This window comes from Streptomyces sp. NBC_00554 (assembly GCF_041431135.1).
Taxonomy (GTDB): domain Bacteria; phylum Actinomycetota; class Actinomycetes; order Streptomycetales; family Streptomycetaceae; genus Streptomyces.
On the sequence record NZ_CP107799.1, the window covers coordinates 7,231,610 to 7,246,672 of the forward strand.

The following is a 15,063-nucleotide window of genomic DNA, read 5'->3' on the forward strand; positions in this document are numbered from 1 at the left end:
CACCGGCAACACCGGCCGCCACGCGGCCGGGAACCGCGGGTCTTGACCAGGCCCGCGGCATGAACTGAACCGTTCCTTGGGGGGAATGAGACGCATGTCCACGCGAGAGCTCCTGCACGCCGTGCCGCCGCCAGGCACGGACGACCAGGCGGTGGTGACACTGCTGACGGAGGGAACGTATCCGCACCAGCACGGCGGGGTGAGTGTCTGGTGCGACCAGTTGGTACGGGGGATGCCCGACGTCGGCTTCAGGGTCGTCGCGATCACCGGGACCGGCCAGGAAGCGTTCGCGTGGGAGCTGCCCCCGAATGTGGGCGGGGTGGTCTCCGTACCCCTGTGGGGACCGGTTCCGGACGGACGCGCGCCCCGGGGGCGGCGGCTGCGCCGTTTCCTCGGCACGTATGAGCGGTTCCTGCTCTCGCTCCTCGAGCCCGGCTCGCCGACTACCGGGGCGGACTTCGCCGACGGCCTGTACGCCCTCGCCGCGCGGGCCCGCAAGGGGGAACTGTCGGCGGCCATGCGCACCGAGGACGCGCTGCGCACCCTGACCGCGGTGTGGAACCGGCCGCACATAGCCGTGGCCGCGGCCCGGCCGACCCTGCATGACGCTCTCACCGCCACCGAACTCCTCGAGCACGCCCTGCGGCCGCTGTCCGTCGTACCGCCGGAGGGCGGAGTGGCGCATGCCGTCAGCGGGGGGCTGGCGGCGCTGCCCGGGCTGATGGCCCATCAACTGCACGGCACACCACTGCTGCTCACCGAGCACGGCGTCTACCTCCGCGAGCGCTACCTCGGCTACCGCACGGGCGGTTACCGCTGGCCGGTGAAGTCACTGCTGCTCGGCTTCTTCCGACTGCTGGCCCGGGAGACCTACGCCCGCGCCGCCCTCGTCACCCCGGGCAACCGCTACAACCGGCGCTGGGAGGAGCACGGCGGCACGGAGCCCGACCGGATACGCACCGTCTACAACGGGGTCGACCCCGGCGCCTTCCCGCCCGCCGGTCCCGAACCCGAACTGCCCACCCTCACCTGGGCCGGACGCGTCGACCCGATCAAGGACCTGGAGACGCTGATCCGCGCCTTCGCCCTCGTACGCGAGGAGTTGCCGCAGGCGCGGCTGCGGCTGTTCGGCGGCACGCCGCGCGGAGGCGAGGCCTACCGGGAGCGCTGCCAGGCACTCGCCGAGGAGTTGGGGGCCGGGGACTCGGTGGTCTTCGAGGGCCGAGTGGAGGACATCCGCGACGCGTACGCGGCGGGCAACGTGGTGATGCTGTCCAGCATCAGCGAGGGCTTTCCCTTCACCCTCATCGAGGCGATGTCGTGCGGGCGGGCCACCGTCTCCACCGACGTGGGCGGCGTGCGCGAGGCGGTCGGCGACACCGGCCTCGTCGTACCGCCCCGCGAGCCGCGGGAGATGGCGCGGGCGGCGCTGGAGCTGCTGCGCGATCCGTCGCGACGCGCGTTGATGGGGGAGGCCGCGCGCTTGAGGGTGATCGAACAGTTCACGCTCCGGCAGACCATCGACACCTTCCGCGGGATCTACGGCGAACTCGCCGCGGGGTCCGCCACCGGGCGCGAGCGGTACGTCGAGGGGGCTGCGGACGGGCGCGAGCGGCAGCAGGAGCTTGCGGTGCACGGCGTACGGCAGGCGGGTGAGGCGGGGTGATCGCGCGGACGATCTGCTCTTTCCGCGGGATCCAGGGCGAGTTCGCGGCCACGACCGCGGCCGGGCCCGCCGCCGGATCCTCCACCAGGTCCGCCGCCGGATCGCCCGCCGGGGCCGCCGGCGAGTCCGCCGCTGGGCGTGAGCGGTTTGCCGAGGGGTCGGTTGCCGGACGTGTGCGGTACGTCGAGGGGGTGGCCGACGGGGGCGAGCGGTTCGCCGAGGGGTCGGTTGCCGGGCGTGAGCGGTCCGCCGAAGGGGTGGTCGCCGGGCGCGTGCGGTCCGCCGAAGCGGCGGCCGACGGGGACGAGCGGTTCGCCGAGGGGCCGGTTGCCGGGCGCGTGCGGTTCCCCGAGGGGTCGGCCGACGGGGGTGAGCGGCACGCCGAGGGATCGGCCGCCGGACGCGGGCGGCCCCCCGCAGGACCCCCCGCCAGCCGCGAGCCGAACCACCACCCCCGCCCCCACGCCACACGGCAGGCGGGTGACCCGAAGTGAGCGGCCCCCTGCGCCTCCTGCCGGGCACCGGCGACACCGCACAGGAACACGCAGCCCGCCGCCGGTTCCCAGCGGGATGGCCGGACAACACAACTGACGGTCACGCCGGTCACGCCGGCCCCCACACCCCCGACTCCCTCCCCACCCTTACCCCCCGCCGCCGTAGGCCCTCCTGGGCCGAGGACCCCTTCGACGAGCTCGCCGAACGCCTGGCGGACGTGTGCGGCGCGGCCGTTCACCCCGACGAGATCGCCGCCGTACTGGAGTCGGACGGGCTGACGCAGGAGCAGATCACCGGCCGGTACGGACGGCGGGACCTCTTCGAGGTCGCCGAGGAGTTGTACGAACGGGTACCACGCCGCTTCCCGGACCCGGAACCGCCGCCCGACCCCTGGCGGACCAGCCCATGGCGGTGCGTGCTGCGCGGGGCGGTCTTCGGACTACCCGGGCTGGCATACGTACTTGGCGCCGGGCTTCTCGCGAGCGGTACCGGCGCGATCGCCGGGCTGGCAGCCTCCGCGCTGGTCGCCTGGGCGTGGAACCAGGGCCTGGCCCACCGCGCGTATGTGCGGCTCGCCAGCGGTGGCCGTCGTGCCGCCGCGCGCAGCCTGCGCGTCGGAGCACCGGTCGGCGCGCTGGGCGCGATGGCGGCCGGGCTGCTGCTGTCGGGGCCGGGCACGATGGCCGCGTTCGCCGCCGGGCAGGCACTGTATCTCGCGGCGGGCACGGTGCTGTTGGTGCTGGGCCGCGAACGGGACCTGCTGCTCGCGCTCGCCCCGACGGTCGCCGGAGCGGCCTCACTGCTCCTGTGGGACCCCGGCCCGTTGGCCGTCACCGCGCTGCTCCTCGTCACCGTCGCGGCGGCGGTGCTGCTGGCGGCCCGCGAGATCGTACGGTCGGGGCGTACGGAGAGCACGGCGGGTCCCGGCAACGGGCCGCCCGTCGCCGCCTCCCTCCCGTACGCGCTGTTCGGCCTGGCGGCGGGGTCGCTGACGCTGATGGCCGCGTCCGCCGACGGGCCCGCCGTGGTCGTGCTCACCCTGAGCATGGGCGTGGCCGAATGGCTCCTCTACCGCTACCGGAGCCTCGGCCTCGCCGCCCTGCGGCACAGCACCACACCCAGGGGCTTCCAACTCCGCGCCGGGCGGGCGCTGTTGCTCTGCCTCGCCGGATACCTGGCGGTGCTGGCGGCGCCCACCCTGATCCGCGGGGTGTCGCCGGGACCGCTGCTGGCACTGGGAGCCGTCCTGTGGACCGCTCTGCTGCTCCAGGCCTTCGGAACGGCCTGGCCGCCCGCCGCCGTGTGTCTGGCCGCGGCCGCGGGCGCCGCACTGGGCCCCGCCGCCGTCCGTCCGCTCGTCTGCGGCTGTGCCGCCGCCGCGCTGGTGCTCATCTCGTACGCCCTGCTGGGCCGAGCCACGGCCCACCGCTGAAGCCACTTCCGTTGAAGCCACTTCCGTCACCCGCTTCACCCCTGACAACAGAGGAGACAGACCCGTGACCGATTCCCGACCGGGACCCGGACCCGTAGCCGTCACCGGCGCGGAGGGATTCATCGGCTCGCATCTGGTGGAGGCGCTCGTCGCCGCCGGGCACCGGGTGCGCGCGATGGCCCAGTACAACTCCTTCTCCTCCTACGGCTGGTTGGAGACCCTGCCGCAGGACGTGATGGACAGCGTCGAGGTCGTGCTCGGCGACGTACGCGACCCCGGCTCGGTGGACCGGCTGCTGGCCGGCACGGAGGCCGTCTACCACCTGGCGGCGCTGATCGCGATCCCGTACTCCTACCAAGCCCCGCACAGTTACGTGGACACCAACGTCACCGGCACCCTCAACGTCCTGGAGACGGTCCGCCGGCTCGACATCCCGCGCCTGGTGCACACCTCCACGAGTGAGACGTACGGCACGGCCCAGACGGTGCCGATCACCGAGGACCACCCCATCAACACGCAGTCCCCGTACGCCGCTTCGAAGGCGGGCGGCGACCGGCTGGCCGACAGTTACCACGCGAGTTTCGGCACCCAGGTGGTCACCCTGCGGCCGTTCAACACCTTCGGGCCGCGCCAGTCCATGCGCGCGGTGATCCCGACCGTCATCGGGCAGGTCGCGGCGGGGGAGCGGACCATCACCCTCGGCGATCTGCGGCCCACCCGCGACTTCACCTTCGCCAAGGACACCGCGCAGGCCTTCCTCGCGGTGGGCACCGCGCCCGCCGAAGCCGTCGTCGGGCGCACCTTCAACGCCGGTACCGGCGGCGAGATCTCGGTCGGCGACCTGGTCACCCTCATCGGCAAGCTGATGGCCGCCGACCTGGAGGTCCGTGAGGACGCGCAGCGCATCCGCCCGGCCGGATCGGAGGTGATGCGGCTGGTCTGCGACGCCTCGCGGCTGCGCGCGGCCACCGGCTGGGAGCCCGCCCACAGCCTCGAAGAGGGGCTGGAGGCGACCATCGCCTTCTTCCGCGACCCGGCGAACCTCGCCCGCTACAAGACGAACGTCTACAACATCTGACGGCGACCTGGCCCCTCGATCCACCGAATACCTGGCTCCCGATCCACCGAATACCTGAACCCAGGAATCCTGCGACACCTGACCACAGTCGGAAGGAAACCCCCACGATGCATGCAGTCATCCTGGCCGGAGGCAAAGGCGTGCGGTTGCGGCCCTACACGACCGCCCTGCCCAAGCCGCTCGTCCCCATCGGCGACCAGCACGCGATCCTGGAGATCGTGATGCGGCAGCTCGCCGGAGCCGGCTTCACCACCTGCACCATCGCCATCGGGCACCTCGGCCACATCATCCGGGCCTATGTCGGCAACGGCTCCCAGTGGGGCCTGCGGGTCGGCTACTCCACCGAGGACAGCCCGCTGGGCACCATGGGCCCGCTGCTGACCATGCTCGACCGGCTGCCCGAGCACTTCCTCGTCATGAACGGCGACATCCTCACCGACCTCGACTTCGGCGCCGTACTGCGCAGTCACGAGAAGTCCGACTCGCCGCTCACCATCGCCACCTACGCGCGTACGGTCGCCATCGACTTCGGGGTACTCACCACCGAAGCCGGCAAGGTCGTCGGCTTCGCCGAGAAGCCGAGCATGGACTACCGGGTCTCCATGGGTGTCTACGGACTCACCCGCGACACCCTCAACGGCTACACCCCCGGACTGCCGCTCGGCTTCGACGAACTGGTCCTGGACCTGCTCAAGGCCGAAACCCCGCCCGCCGCCTACGAGTTCGACGGCTACTGGCTCGACATAGGCCGCCCGGACGACTACGACCGGGCCAACGCGGAGTTCACCACGCGCCGCCCCGCCCTGCTCAAGGGAGTGTGACCCGGCATCATGCGCATCCTCGTCCTGGGCTCCACCGGATTCCTGGGCGGCCACGTCGCCGGGCAGCTGCGCACCCTCGCAGGTGTGCGGGTGCTCGGCGGTGGTCGCTCGGTGAACCCCGGTCTGCCCGTGAACCTCCCCGTGGATCTCGCCGCCATCTCCGTCGCCGGACTCGTACGGGCCCTGCGGGCCCTCGCCCCGGACGCGGTCGTCAACTGCGCGGGCGCCGTCAGCGGCGACCCCGTACGCATGGCCGAGACCAACGCCCGCGGACCCGCCGTACTGTGCGAGGCGCTGCGCGAGGCGGCCCCCGGCGCCCGGCTGGTCCACCTGGGATCGGCCGCCGAGTACGGGCCGACGCCCGCCGGGCAGACGCTCACCGAGAGCTCGCCGGTCAGCCCGCAGGGCACGTACGGGGCGACCAAGCTGGCCGGGTCGTACGCGGTCACGGAAGCCGGAGCGACCGGCCTGGACACCGTCGTCCTGCGGGTGTTCAACCCCGTCGGCCCCGGCGCGCCCGCCGCGAGCCTGTCCGGACGGCTCGCCGGGGAACTGCGGAGCGCGGGCCCCGACGGCACGGTCCGCGTCGGCGACCTGTCGGCCTACCGCGACTTCGTCGACGTACGGGACGTGGCGCGGGCCGCCGTACTCGCGGCCACCGCCCCCGGCCCCCTGCCACCCGTCCTCAACATCGGCAGCGGCACGGCCACTTGTGCCCGGGACCTCGCTCAAGAATTGGCGCGGGCCGCCGGATTCCAGGGCCGGATCGAGGAACGCGGCGCCGGGTCGCAGCGCTCGTCGGCCGTGTCCTGGCAGCGGGCTGACGTGACCGCCGCCGCGGCCGCCCTCGACTGGCAGCCCGAACTGACGCTGGCCGACTCGCTCACCGGCCTGTGGGCCGAGCACACCCGGGTCCCGGCGTGACGGACCCGGCGACGGTCCCCGGCCGGGGCGGACTGCTCGTCCCGCTCTACGTCCACCCGGCCGTGGACCCCGCCGCCTGGCGCGCCCTGATCCGGGCCGGTCCACAGCTCTACGGCGTCGTCCTCAACGTCGCCGACGGACCCGGCGCGACCCCCGACCCGGCCTTCGTCGAGGCGGTCGCACAACTGCGGGAAGCGGACGTGCGGGTGCTCGGATACGTCGACACGGAATACGGCGACCGGTCCGTCCGCGCGGTCGTCGGCGACCTGCGCCGGTACCGCCGCTGGTACGACACCGACGGCGCCTTCCTGGACCGCGCGGCCTCCGGCACCGAGTCGCTGCGCCACTACCGCCGGCTGGTGCGCGCCGCCCGGGTCTGTGGTTCCCGCACCGTCGTCCTCAACCCCGGCGTCCATCCCGCCCCGGGCTACGCCGAGTTCGCCGACCTCCTTGTCACCTTCGAGGGCACCTGGAAGACGTACCGCCACACCGATTTCACGGTGCCCGCCTGGACCGGCTCTCATCCGCCGGACCGCTTCTGCCACTTGGTGTACGGCGTCCCGGACGGGCTCTGCGATGTCGCGGCGCGCACCGCCCGGATGCGCGGCGCCGCCGTGCACTGCGCCGTCCCGGGCAGCGGCGCGAACCCGTGGAGCGGCCTGCCGCCGACCTTGGAGAGGGAAGCGTCTTGAGGCACGCCCCACGGTCTGTATCCACAACCGCCCTTGCCCTCATGGTCCTTGTCCTGCTCGTCGCGGGCTGCACCACCAACACACCTGCCACTTCCGGCCGTTGGCAGCCGCGCCCCGGTACCGCCTGGCAGTGGCAGCTCAGCGGCCGGGTCGACACCTCCGTACAGGTCCCGGTGTACGACATCGACGGCTACGAGAACAGCGCGGCCGTGGTCGAGCGCCTGCACGCCGACGGACGCAAGGTGATCTGCTACATCAACGCCGGTGCCTGGGAGGACTTCCGCCCAGACCAGAAGGCCTTCCCCGCCGCCGTCCTCGGCAAGGGCAACGGCTGGGACGGGGAACGATGGCTCGACATCCGCCGCCTCGACGTACTGCGCCCCATCATGGCCGAGCGCATGGACATGTGCCGCGAGAAGGGCTTCGACGCCGTCGAGCCCGACCTCCTGGACGGCTACACCAACAAGACCGGCTTTCCCCTCACCGCTGCGGACCAGCTCGCGTACAACCGCATGATCGCGGACCTGGCACACGACCGGGGCCTCGCCGTCGGGCTGAAGAACGACCTGGAGCAGATCCCGCAGCTGGTCGGGGACTTCGACTTCGCCGTCAACGAGCAGTGCGCGGAGTACCACGAGTGCGCGTCGCTCACACCCTTCGTCAAGGCACGCAAGGCGGTCTTCCACGTGGAGTACGAGGTGTCCACGGGGAAATTCTGTCCCACCGCCGAACGGCTGGGACTCGACTCGATGCTGAAGCGGCTCTCGCTGGACGCGTGGCGGCGGGCGTGCTGAGCCCGAAGTGACTCTCTGTGACCGCCTCTTGAGGGTCACCGTCACCTGGCCATCTCGGCCTCTTCCTCCTCCACCACGCCCGGCGTGCTGTCACGCCCGCCGAGCGTGAAGCCCGGCAGTGCCACGAGGAAGGCGACGGCGGCCAGGGCGGCAGCGCCGATGAGGCCGGTCTGCGCTGCGGCCGCCCAGTCGCCGTGCGTGGCGGCGATCCGGCTGAAGAGCAGGGAGGTCGCCAGGGCCGTGCCGAGCGAGGTGCCGATCTTCATGCCCGTTTGGTAGACCCCGGCCGCGGTGCTGCCCTCCTTGCGCGGTACGCGGTGCAGGGCCAGGGTCTGGTTGGCCGCGATGACACAGCCCGCGCCGCAGCCGGCGACCAGGAGCGGTCCGGCGAGCAACAGCCCCATGGGTGCGCCGGAACCCGAGGAACCGCCGACCACCAAGGCCGTTGCGGCCAGCCCGACGGCGGTCACAGCGGTGCCGCCGATCACCAGCGGGGCGCCGACGCGGTGCACGATACGGCCGCTGATCACGCCGCAGACCGCCGAACCGACGGTGAAGGCCACGATGGACAGCGCCGCGTGCAGGGCCGTGTAGCCAAGACCCTGCTGGAGGAACTGGGTCAGCACGATGAAGATGCCCGTGAACCCGCCGTACAGCGAAGCCGCGACCAGTGTGCCCACCCAGTAGTGACGTTCACGGAAGAGGTTCAGGTCGACCAGCGGCTGCCGGCCCTGCCGTGCGACGGAGCGCTCCCGCTGGACGAAGACGGCCAGGAGCGCGAGGCCGGTCCACGTCAGCCACCACCGGCGGTCGGCCCAGTCCCCGCTCTGCAGCAGGGGCAGCATCACGGCCGTGACGGCGAGCCCGAGGACCAGGACACCGACCAGGTCGAGGGTGCGGCGCGCCTCGACACGGTGGCCCCGCGGCAGCAGACGCAGGGCGAGGAAGAGGACGACGACGTCCAGGGGGATGAACGCGAGGAAGACCCAGCGCCAGCCTTCGCCCGTACCGAAGACATGCAGGATGACGCCCCCGAGAAGCGGGCCGATCGCCGTCGACAGGCTCACCGTGGCGCCGTAGTAGCCGAAGGCCCGGCCCCGTTCGCGCGCCGGGTACATCTGGTGGAGCATGCCGACGACCTGGGGCGCGATCAGGCCGGCCGCGACACCCCTGGCCAGCCGTGACGCGTCCAGCCACACGGCGTCGGGTGCGACCCCGCACAGCACCCCGGTGACGATGAACAGCACCATCCCGATGACGAAGATCTTCCGGCGGCCGAACTCGTCCCCGAGCCTGCCCGCCGGGACCAGCATCAGGCCGAAGGTCAGCGTGTACCCGGCGAGCGACCAGGTGACGTCGGCGGGCGTCAGGTGCAGATGCTCCTCCATCGAGGGCAGCGCGACGGTCACGATGCTCACGTCGAGGAGGGTCAGGAAAGCGGCGGCAATGCAGATGAGCAGGGCCTGCGCGCGTCGCCCGGGGGTCGGGTCGGGCGGTGTGGGTATCGCGGTTGTCGCGAGGTCTTCAGGCGTCATTGCCATGGTGCACCTCAGTTTCCCATCGGCTGTCCGTGCGGGCATTTCGATGCCGTGCGGGGCGCGCCGGGCGCCCCACGGGGAATGCGGCTCCTCACTGGAGTACATCCGTGTCCGGTGGTGCTGACCGGGATCCGCCCCGTCCCGAGGGCGGATCCCGGCCGTCCGGCGCGGTCAGCCCGCGTCGGCCACCAGGCCGGCCTGTTCCACTCCGAAGACGGCGACGAGCTCGTCGTTCTCCGGGCGCTCTCCGCTGACGCCCACCGCGCCGAGCAGCTCACCCTCCTTGTCCCGGACGAGCACACCGCCCCGGGAAGAAGCGATGCGGCCCTCGGAGATCGAGGCCAGGGCGGCGAAGAAGGCGGGGTCACGGGTCGCGTGACGTGCCCCCGCCGCGCCGCCCGAGCCGGTGCCGAGGCAGCCCCATGCCTTGGCGTGCGCGATCTGCGGGCGCAGGATGCCCGCGCCGTCCTCCCGCTTGACGACCTGGGGGTGGCCCCCAGGGTCGAGCACGGTGATCGTCAGGGGTCGCAGTCCCAGGTCGCGCGCGTGGCTCAGCGCGGCGTCGACGATCTCGGACGCCTGGGTCAGACTCAGACCGGTCATGTCCGTGGCTCCTCTGCATTCTTGCTGTTCTGGGTGTTATGGGATTTCTGGAGTGCGGTCAATGGGTCGGGTGAGGTCAGGGGGTCTCCTCTGCGTCGGAGTTGATGCTTCCGCCGACCGGTGCGGGGGGCGGGGATCGTGCTCGCCGCGTCGGCGTCGCTGACCCGGGTGGCCGCGTACAGGCCCAGCAGGTTGAGCGCGGCGGCGGTGAGGAAGGCGGCGCGGTAACCGGACATGTCCGGGGCGCTTCCGGTGCCGGACACGCCGCCCGTGGCCGACACGAGGACGGTGGTGGCCACCGCGACTCCGGTGGCGCCGCCGAGCCTGCGGCCGACGTTGAACAGGGTCGAGGCCCGGCCGGAGGATGAGGAGGTGACCGTGGCGAAGGACGCGGACTGGGTGCCCACGAACACCTGGCCGACGGAGAGACCCATGGCGAACAGCAGCAGCCGGACCCACCACAGACCGGTGTCCGTGTGCCACAGGCTCATCAGCGCGATGGTCGTACTCGTGCCGGCCGCGCCCAGCATCAGATGCCTGCGGGGGCGCAGCCTGCGGTAGAGCAGCCGGCTGGCGAGCTGCGAGCCGGTGACCACGCCCACGGCCTCGGCGAAGATGGTCAGTCCGGCGGCCAGCGGGGTCATTCCCCGCTCGTCCTGGAGGTAGAGCGTGACCGTGAACAAGGTGCCGAGGAAGGCCACCGACTGCACGGTCATCACCGCGGTACCGGACGCGAACAGACGGTCCGACAGCAGCCGTACGTCCATCATCGGGGACTCCTTGCGGAGTTCGACGACGATCATCGCGGCGACCAGGACGACACCGAGGGCCACGCAGGCGGCGATCGGGACCGTGGTCCAGCCCCGCTCGGGCCCCTCCGAGACGCCGTACATCAGCAGACCGAGCCCCGACGCCGCGAGCAGGAACCCGGCCAGGTCGAAGCGCTCCGTGGGCCGGGCGGGCTCGTTGCGCAGGTACAGCACGCCGAACACGACCGCGAAGACTCCGACCGGCACATTGACGTAGAAGATCGCCCGCCAGGAGACCTCGGTGACCAGCAGGCCGCCGACCACCGGGCCGAGGGTGGGCGCGAGGCCGTTGGCGATGCTCAGGATCGCCGAGGCCCGCACCCGTTCCCCGGGGGCGAAGGCGCGCAGCAGCATCGCCATGCCCACCGAGGCGAGCATGCCGCCGCCCGCGCCTTGCAGGACACGGAACGCGACCAGCTCACCGATGCTCGTCGCCATGCCGCACAGCGCCGAACCGGCCGTGAAGACGGCGACGGCGGTCAGCAGGGTGCGCTTGCCGCCGAAGCGGTCGCCGAGCCAGCCGGAGGCCGGGACGAAGACGGCCAGGCTCACCAGATAGGAGATCGACACCGTGTCGACGGCGGTGGACGGCACGGAGAAGGCGCGGCCGATCGACGGGAGCGCGACGTTGACGATGGTCATGTCCAGCGTGCTCAGAAAGAGCCCGGCCACGTAGACGACGCCGACGGCCACCTTCTGGCTGACGACGATCCGGGGGCCGCGCCGCCTGCCTGGCACGTCACCGGCGGGCACCGCGACCGGGTCCCCGCTCACCCGACCGGGTCGCCGAGCCGGAGCGCGGAGAGCGCGACGGTCAGCCGGCGCAGCTCGTCCAGCATGGCCGACGCGTCCGCGTCCAGTCCCGGGGAGGATTCGAAGGTCCCGCCGGAGGTCATCGCCGTCCGGATGGACGGGATGTGCACGGAGTGCGAGAGCGGCACCATCTTCAGCGCGGACACGACCGGGATCAGCGCGGTGACGGCTCTGGCGCCGCCGGAGACACCGCCGTAGGCGACGAACGCGACCGGCTTGCCCGCCCACTCCTTCGCCAGGAAGTCGAGGGCGTTCTTGGTCGCCGCGTTGTAGCTGTGGTTGTACTCGGGGACGACGAACACATAGGCGTCGGCGGCGCGTACGGTCTCGCTCCAGCGCCGGGTGTGGTCGTGGTCGTACTGGCCGCGCTGCGGGGGGCGCGGCTCGTCGAGCAGCGGCAGGCCGACCTCGGCGAGGTCGACGAACTCGATGCCGAAGGCCTCGTGCCGGACCGCCAGGTCGTGGAACCAGGTGCCGACGGCATGGCCGCGGCGGCCCGGGCGGGTGCTGCCGACGATGATCTGCAGGTGTGGTGCGGGCATGACCGACCTCCGGTGGCTCGGTGGGTGAGTGGCTCAGCCGCTTGGTGGTTCAGCCGCTTGGTGGTTCAGCCGCTTGGCGGCTCAGTGGCTCATCGGCTCAGTGGTTGAGTGGTTGAGTGACTCAGTCGTCGAGGACGACTTTGTTCTCGATGACTCCGAGTCCTTCGACCTCGCCTCGGAGCACGTCGCCCGGCCGTACGAGGCCGTGGCGGAGCGGGGTTCCGGTCGAGAGCACGTCGCCGGGCACCAGGGTGAGTGCGGCGGTGAGCCAGGCCAGTTGCTCGGGAACGGAATGGAACATCTCGGCGGTGCTGCCGTCCTGGCGCAGCTCGCCGTTGATCCAGGAGCGGATGCGCAGGTCGTGCGGGTCGGGGATCTCGTCGGCCGTGACGAACCAGGGCCCGGTGATCCCGTAGCTGTCGAAACCCTGGGCGCGGTCCAGACGGTTGCTGTCCAGCTCGGAGACGTCCCGCGAGCCCGTGTCGCAGAAACCGACGTAGCCGGCCACGGCCCGCATGGCGTTCTCGGGGGTGAGCCGACGCGAGCGGCGGCCGATGACGACGGCCAACTCCAGCTCCGGGTCGACCTTCTCGGCGATGACCGGACACCGGAGCTCGTCGTGCGGGCCCGCCAGCGAGCCGATGGCCTTCAGGAATCCCCGGAGCGCCGGCTTCGGCCGGTCCTGGGACCCGGGCGGCTCGTCCTCTGGCCGCCGACGCGGGTAGTTGACCTGCACGCACCAGACGGTCTGCGGCCGTCCGGTCGCTGGGCCGAGCCGTCCGGCCTCGTCGGACCAGAGGCAGTCCTCGTGCAGCTCGCCGGTGTCGGCGTGGTCGACGGCCCAGTCGAACACCGCCCGTACGGCGGTGAGTTCGGGGTCCGCCTGGAGGAGCGCGGGCAGGTCACCGGGTACGTCGAGGCGGGAGCGGGCCAGGGCGTCGTCCCGGTGGACGCCCAGGCTCTCCAGCCGTCGTACGAACGCGGCCTGGACGTCGATGAGTTGGTGGGGGATGACTTCGGCGAAGCAGAGGCGGTCGCCGAAGGGGGTCCGCCGGGTGGCGAGTTTCACGGGGGGCTCTCCGTGGGTGCGGGTGCGGTGGGTGGGTTTGGTCTACGGGGATGGGGCTCGCGGGGGTGATCCGTCCGGGGTCGGGGTCGGGGTCGGGGTGACCGGAGGGCCGGGCCGGAGACCGCGGGGACGGGGGTGATCCGGCGGCGGGACTCGGGAAGGGGGTCGGCCCGAGCCCCGCCTGCTCTGGGAGACGCTCGGGCCCGGGGGGCCGTACGCGAGTGGGGTCGGCGGAGTTGTCGGTGAGGAAGCCGCCAGCTCCGGTGGCCGCCCGTCCGGGGAGCTGCCGGTCGGCGAGCCGCCCGCCAAGGCAACTGCCGTTCGGCGAGCCGCTTGGCCCGGGGAACTGCTGGCTGACGAGCCGCTTGGCGCGGGGACCTTCCGGTCGCGAGTCGCTCGGCCTGGGGAGCTGCCGGTCGGCGAGCCCCTGGCCCCAGGGAACTGTCGGCTGACGAGCCGCACGGCGCGGGGAGTGGGGCCGGGGCGGCGTCGGCATCCGGGCGGCTGTGCCCCGCGGGCGGGATCGTGCGGCTCGCCGACCAGCTGGTTCAGGCGTACGGCTGTGATCAGCCCGTATCGGTGTAGGGCCACGGCCACCGGAGTCACCGCGTACGGCCGTCTCCTGACCGTGTCGGCCGGGGACCGAGCGGGGCCGGGACTGAGCGCGGCCGGTGTCGGCGTACGGCCGGCGCTCGGCCGGATCGGCGTGCCGATCCGTTTCGGACCGTGCAGCCCCTTGTTCGCTTGGTCGACCCGCGGTCACTGCCCCGGCCGGTGCCCGCGCAGGCCCTTCGCGCTCGCCCCGCGTCGACCCCACGCCCCTCCTCAGCCGTCGGCGGCGTCCTTCGCGTTCTCGAACCGGATGCCGCCGTCGGTGAGGGAGGTGACGAACTTGTCGTCGTCGGGCTCGACGGGCTGCTGGATCGGGGGCAGGCCGACGGTGAAGAGGATCAGTTCCTCGGTGGCCGTGAAGCGGACCTTGTCCCCGGGGTCGGCGTCCACCGCACCCAGCTTGGCGACCGGGGTGTCCTCGATGGTGCCCGCGCCGGACAGGACGACCGTCAGGCGGCGGGCGTCCTCACTCTGCGACACCCATTCGGCTCCGGCGTCGATCTTGAGGAACTCGATCCAGAACTCCCGCTCGGTGTAGGTGCCGACGGGCTTGCGCTTGACGCCCGGCCAGCCTGCCAGCGGCAGCCAGTTGAGGTGGTCCGGGTTGCTGATGACCACGCCGTTGTAGCGCGGCTTGGGGAACCGCTGCTCGCGGACCGCGCGCTGTTCGGCCTGGGCCTCCTTGTTGTCGGGGCCGCGTCCCCGGCCCGCGCCCATGCCGAGCGCGGAGGCGCCGGCGAACTGGAGCACCAGCTGCAGCTGCTTGGGGTCGGTCAGCGGGTCGTCCTGCGGGCCGTAGGTCTGTCCTTCGGGGAAGTAGCCGACCTCGCCCTCGCGCAGGATGCCCTGCTCGCCCAGGTTCATGTCGCCGACCAGCGGCAGACGGATCTGCTCGAAGGTGTGGCAGTGCCGGGGCATCAGGAAATCGGCCTCCTGACGGCCCAGGATGTAGCGGTAGTTGTCCATGGGCCTGCTCCGGTCGCCCATGAGCAGGTAGTTGAACGAGACCGTCCCCCTGGGGTGGTCCATCTTGAACGCGTTCTCGTCGAACGGAGCGATCTTCATCGCGGGTCCTCCGTAATCCGATGCGAGCCGTGCGCGGCCGGTGTGTCCGGGGCGGCTTCGCGCCGATGGGCTGATGACTGTGTTCGTGGCCGTGACCGTCCGGGTCCGTC

General features: G+C 72.2%; 14 protein-coding genes. 8 read left to right on the plus strand and 6 right to left on the minus strand.

The annotated features are described in order from the left end of the window. Positions 1–94: 94 nt before the first annotated feature. The 8 genes from pelF to OG266_RS31885 all read left to right on the plus strand — a co-directional run bounded on the left by pelF (position 95) and on the right by OG266_RS31885 (position 7,902). Complete coding sequence (gene pelF, locus OG266_RS31850; protein WP_371549888.1) at positions 95–1,666, plus strand: GT4 family glycosyltransferase PelF; 1,572 nt, start codon at positions 95–97, stop codon at positions 1,664–1,666. Beyond that, a complete protein-coding gene (locus OG266_RS31855; RefSeq protein ID WP_371549890.1) occupies positions 1,663–2,160 on the plus strand; it encodes a hypothetical protein in 498 nt (165 codons plus the stop codon). The genes pelF and OG266_RS31855 overlap by 4 nt, the downstream gene beginning before the upstream one ends. Further along, entirely contained in the window at positions 2,157–3,593 is a 1,437-nt protein-coding gene (locus OG266_RS31860) for a hypothetical protein (protein ID WP_371549892.1), read from the plus strand. The genes OG266_RS31855 and OG266_RS31860 overlap by 4 nt, the downstream gene beginning before the upstream one ends. Positions 3,594–3,657: 64 nt before the next feature. After that, the gene (locus tag OG266_RS31865) at positions 3,658–4,671 is read left to right on the plus strand and encodes an SDR family NAD(P)-dependent oxidoreductase (protein ID WP_371549894.1); all 1,014 of its coding nucleotides are present in this window, start codon (positions 3,658–3,660) and stop codon (positions 4,669–4,671) included. 107 nt (positions 4,672–4,778) lie between these two features. After that, positions 4,779–5,492 carry a sugar phosphate nucleotidyltransferase gene (locus tag OG266_RS31870; protein WP_266464555.1) on the plus strand — a complete coding sequence of 238 codons (714 nt, stop codon included), beginning with the start codon at positions 4,779–4,781 and terminating at the stop codon, positions 5,490–5,492. Between the two features lie 9 nt (positions 5,493–5,501). Further along, positions 5,502–6,416 (plus strand): NAD-dependent epimerase/dehydratase family protein, encoded by a 915-nt coding sequence (locus OG266_RS31875; protein ID WP_371549897.1) that lies wholly within the window; start codon positions 5,502–5,504, stop codon positions 6,414–6,416. Continuing rightward, positions 6,413–7,108, plus strand: coding sequence for a spherulation-specific family 4 protein (locus tag OG266_RS31880; RefSeq protein WP_371549899.1), 696 nt, complete (start codon positions 6,413–6,415; stop codon positions 7,106–7,108). The genes OG266_RS31875 and OG266_RS31880 overlap by 4 nt, the downstream gene beginning before the upstream one ends. Positions 7,109–7,149: 41 nt before the next feature. Continuing rightward, the gene (locus OG266_RS31885) at positions 7,150–7,902 is read left to right on the plus strand and encodes an endo alpha-1,4 polygalactosaminidase (protein WP_371549901.1); all 753 of its coding nucleotides are present in this window, start codon (positions 7,150–7,152) and stop codon (positions 7,900–7,902) included. A gap of 41 nt (positions 7,903–7,943) precedes the next feature. On the opposite strand, the gene OG266_RS31890 is transcribed toward OG266_RS31885, so the two are convergent. The 6 genes from OG266_RS31890 to OG266_RS31915 all read right to left on the minus strand — a co-directional run bounded on the left by OG266_RS31890 (position 7,944) and on the right by OG266_RS31915 (position 14,953). Further along, positions 7,944–9,437 carry an MFS transporter gene (locus tag OG266_RS31890; protein ID WP_371549903.1) on the minus strand — a complete coding sequence of 498 codons (1,494 nt, stop codon included), beginning with the start codon at positions 9,435–9,437 and terminating at the stop codon, positions 7,944–7,946. A gap of 174 nt (positions 9,438–9,611) precedes the next feature. Beyond that, on the minus strand, positions 9,612–10,043 hold the full coding sequence (locus OG266_RS31895) for a heme-binding protein (RefSeq protein WP_266464573.1): 432 nt from the start codon (positions 10,041–10,043) through the stop codon (positions 9,612–9,614). Next, positions 10,040–11,590, minus strand: coding sequence for a DHA2 family efflux MFS transporter permease subunit (locus OG266_RS31900; protein WP_371549906.1), 1,551 nt, complete (start codon positions 11,588–11,590; stop codon positions 10,040–10,042). The genes OG266_RS31895 and OG266_RS31900 overlap by 4 nt, the downstream gene beginning before the upstream one ends. Before the next feature lie 32 nt (positions 11,591–11,622). Next, on the minus strand, positions 11,623–12,207 hold the full coding sequence (locus OG266_RS31905; protein ID WP_371549908.1) for an NADPH-dependent FMN reductase: 585 nt from the start codon (positions 12,205–12,207) through the stop codon (positions 11,623–11,625). A 121-nt stretch (positions 12,208–12,328) separates the two neighbouring features. Then, positions 12,329–13,276: a fumarylacetoacetate hydrolase family protein gene (locus OG266_RS31910; protein WP_266464584.1), complete on the minus strand. Its 948-nt coding sequence runs from the start codon at positions 13,274–13,276 to the stop codon at positions 12,329–12,331. Between the two features lie 825 nt (positions 13,277–14,101). Next, positions 14,102–14,953, minus strand: a complete 852-nt coding sequence (locus OG266_RS31915) for a hypothetical protein (RefSeq protein ID WP_329547991.1) — start codon at positions 14,951–14,953, stop codon at positions 14,102–14,104. Positions 14,954–15,063 lie beyond the last annotated feature (110 nt).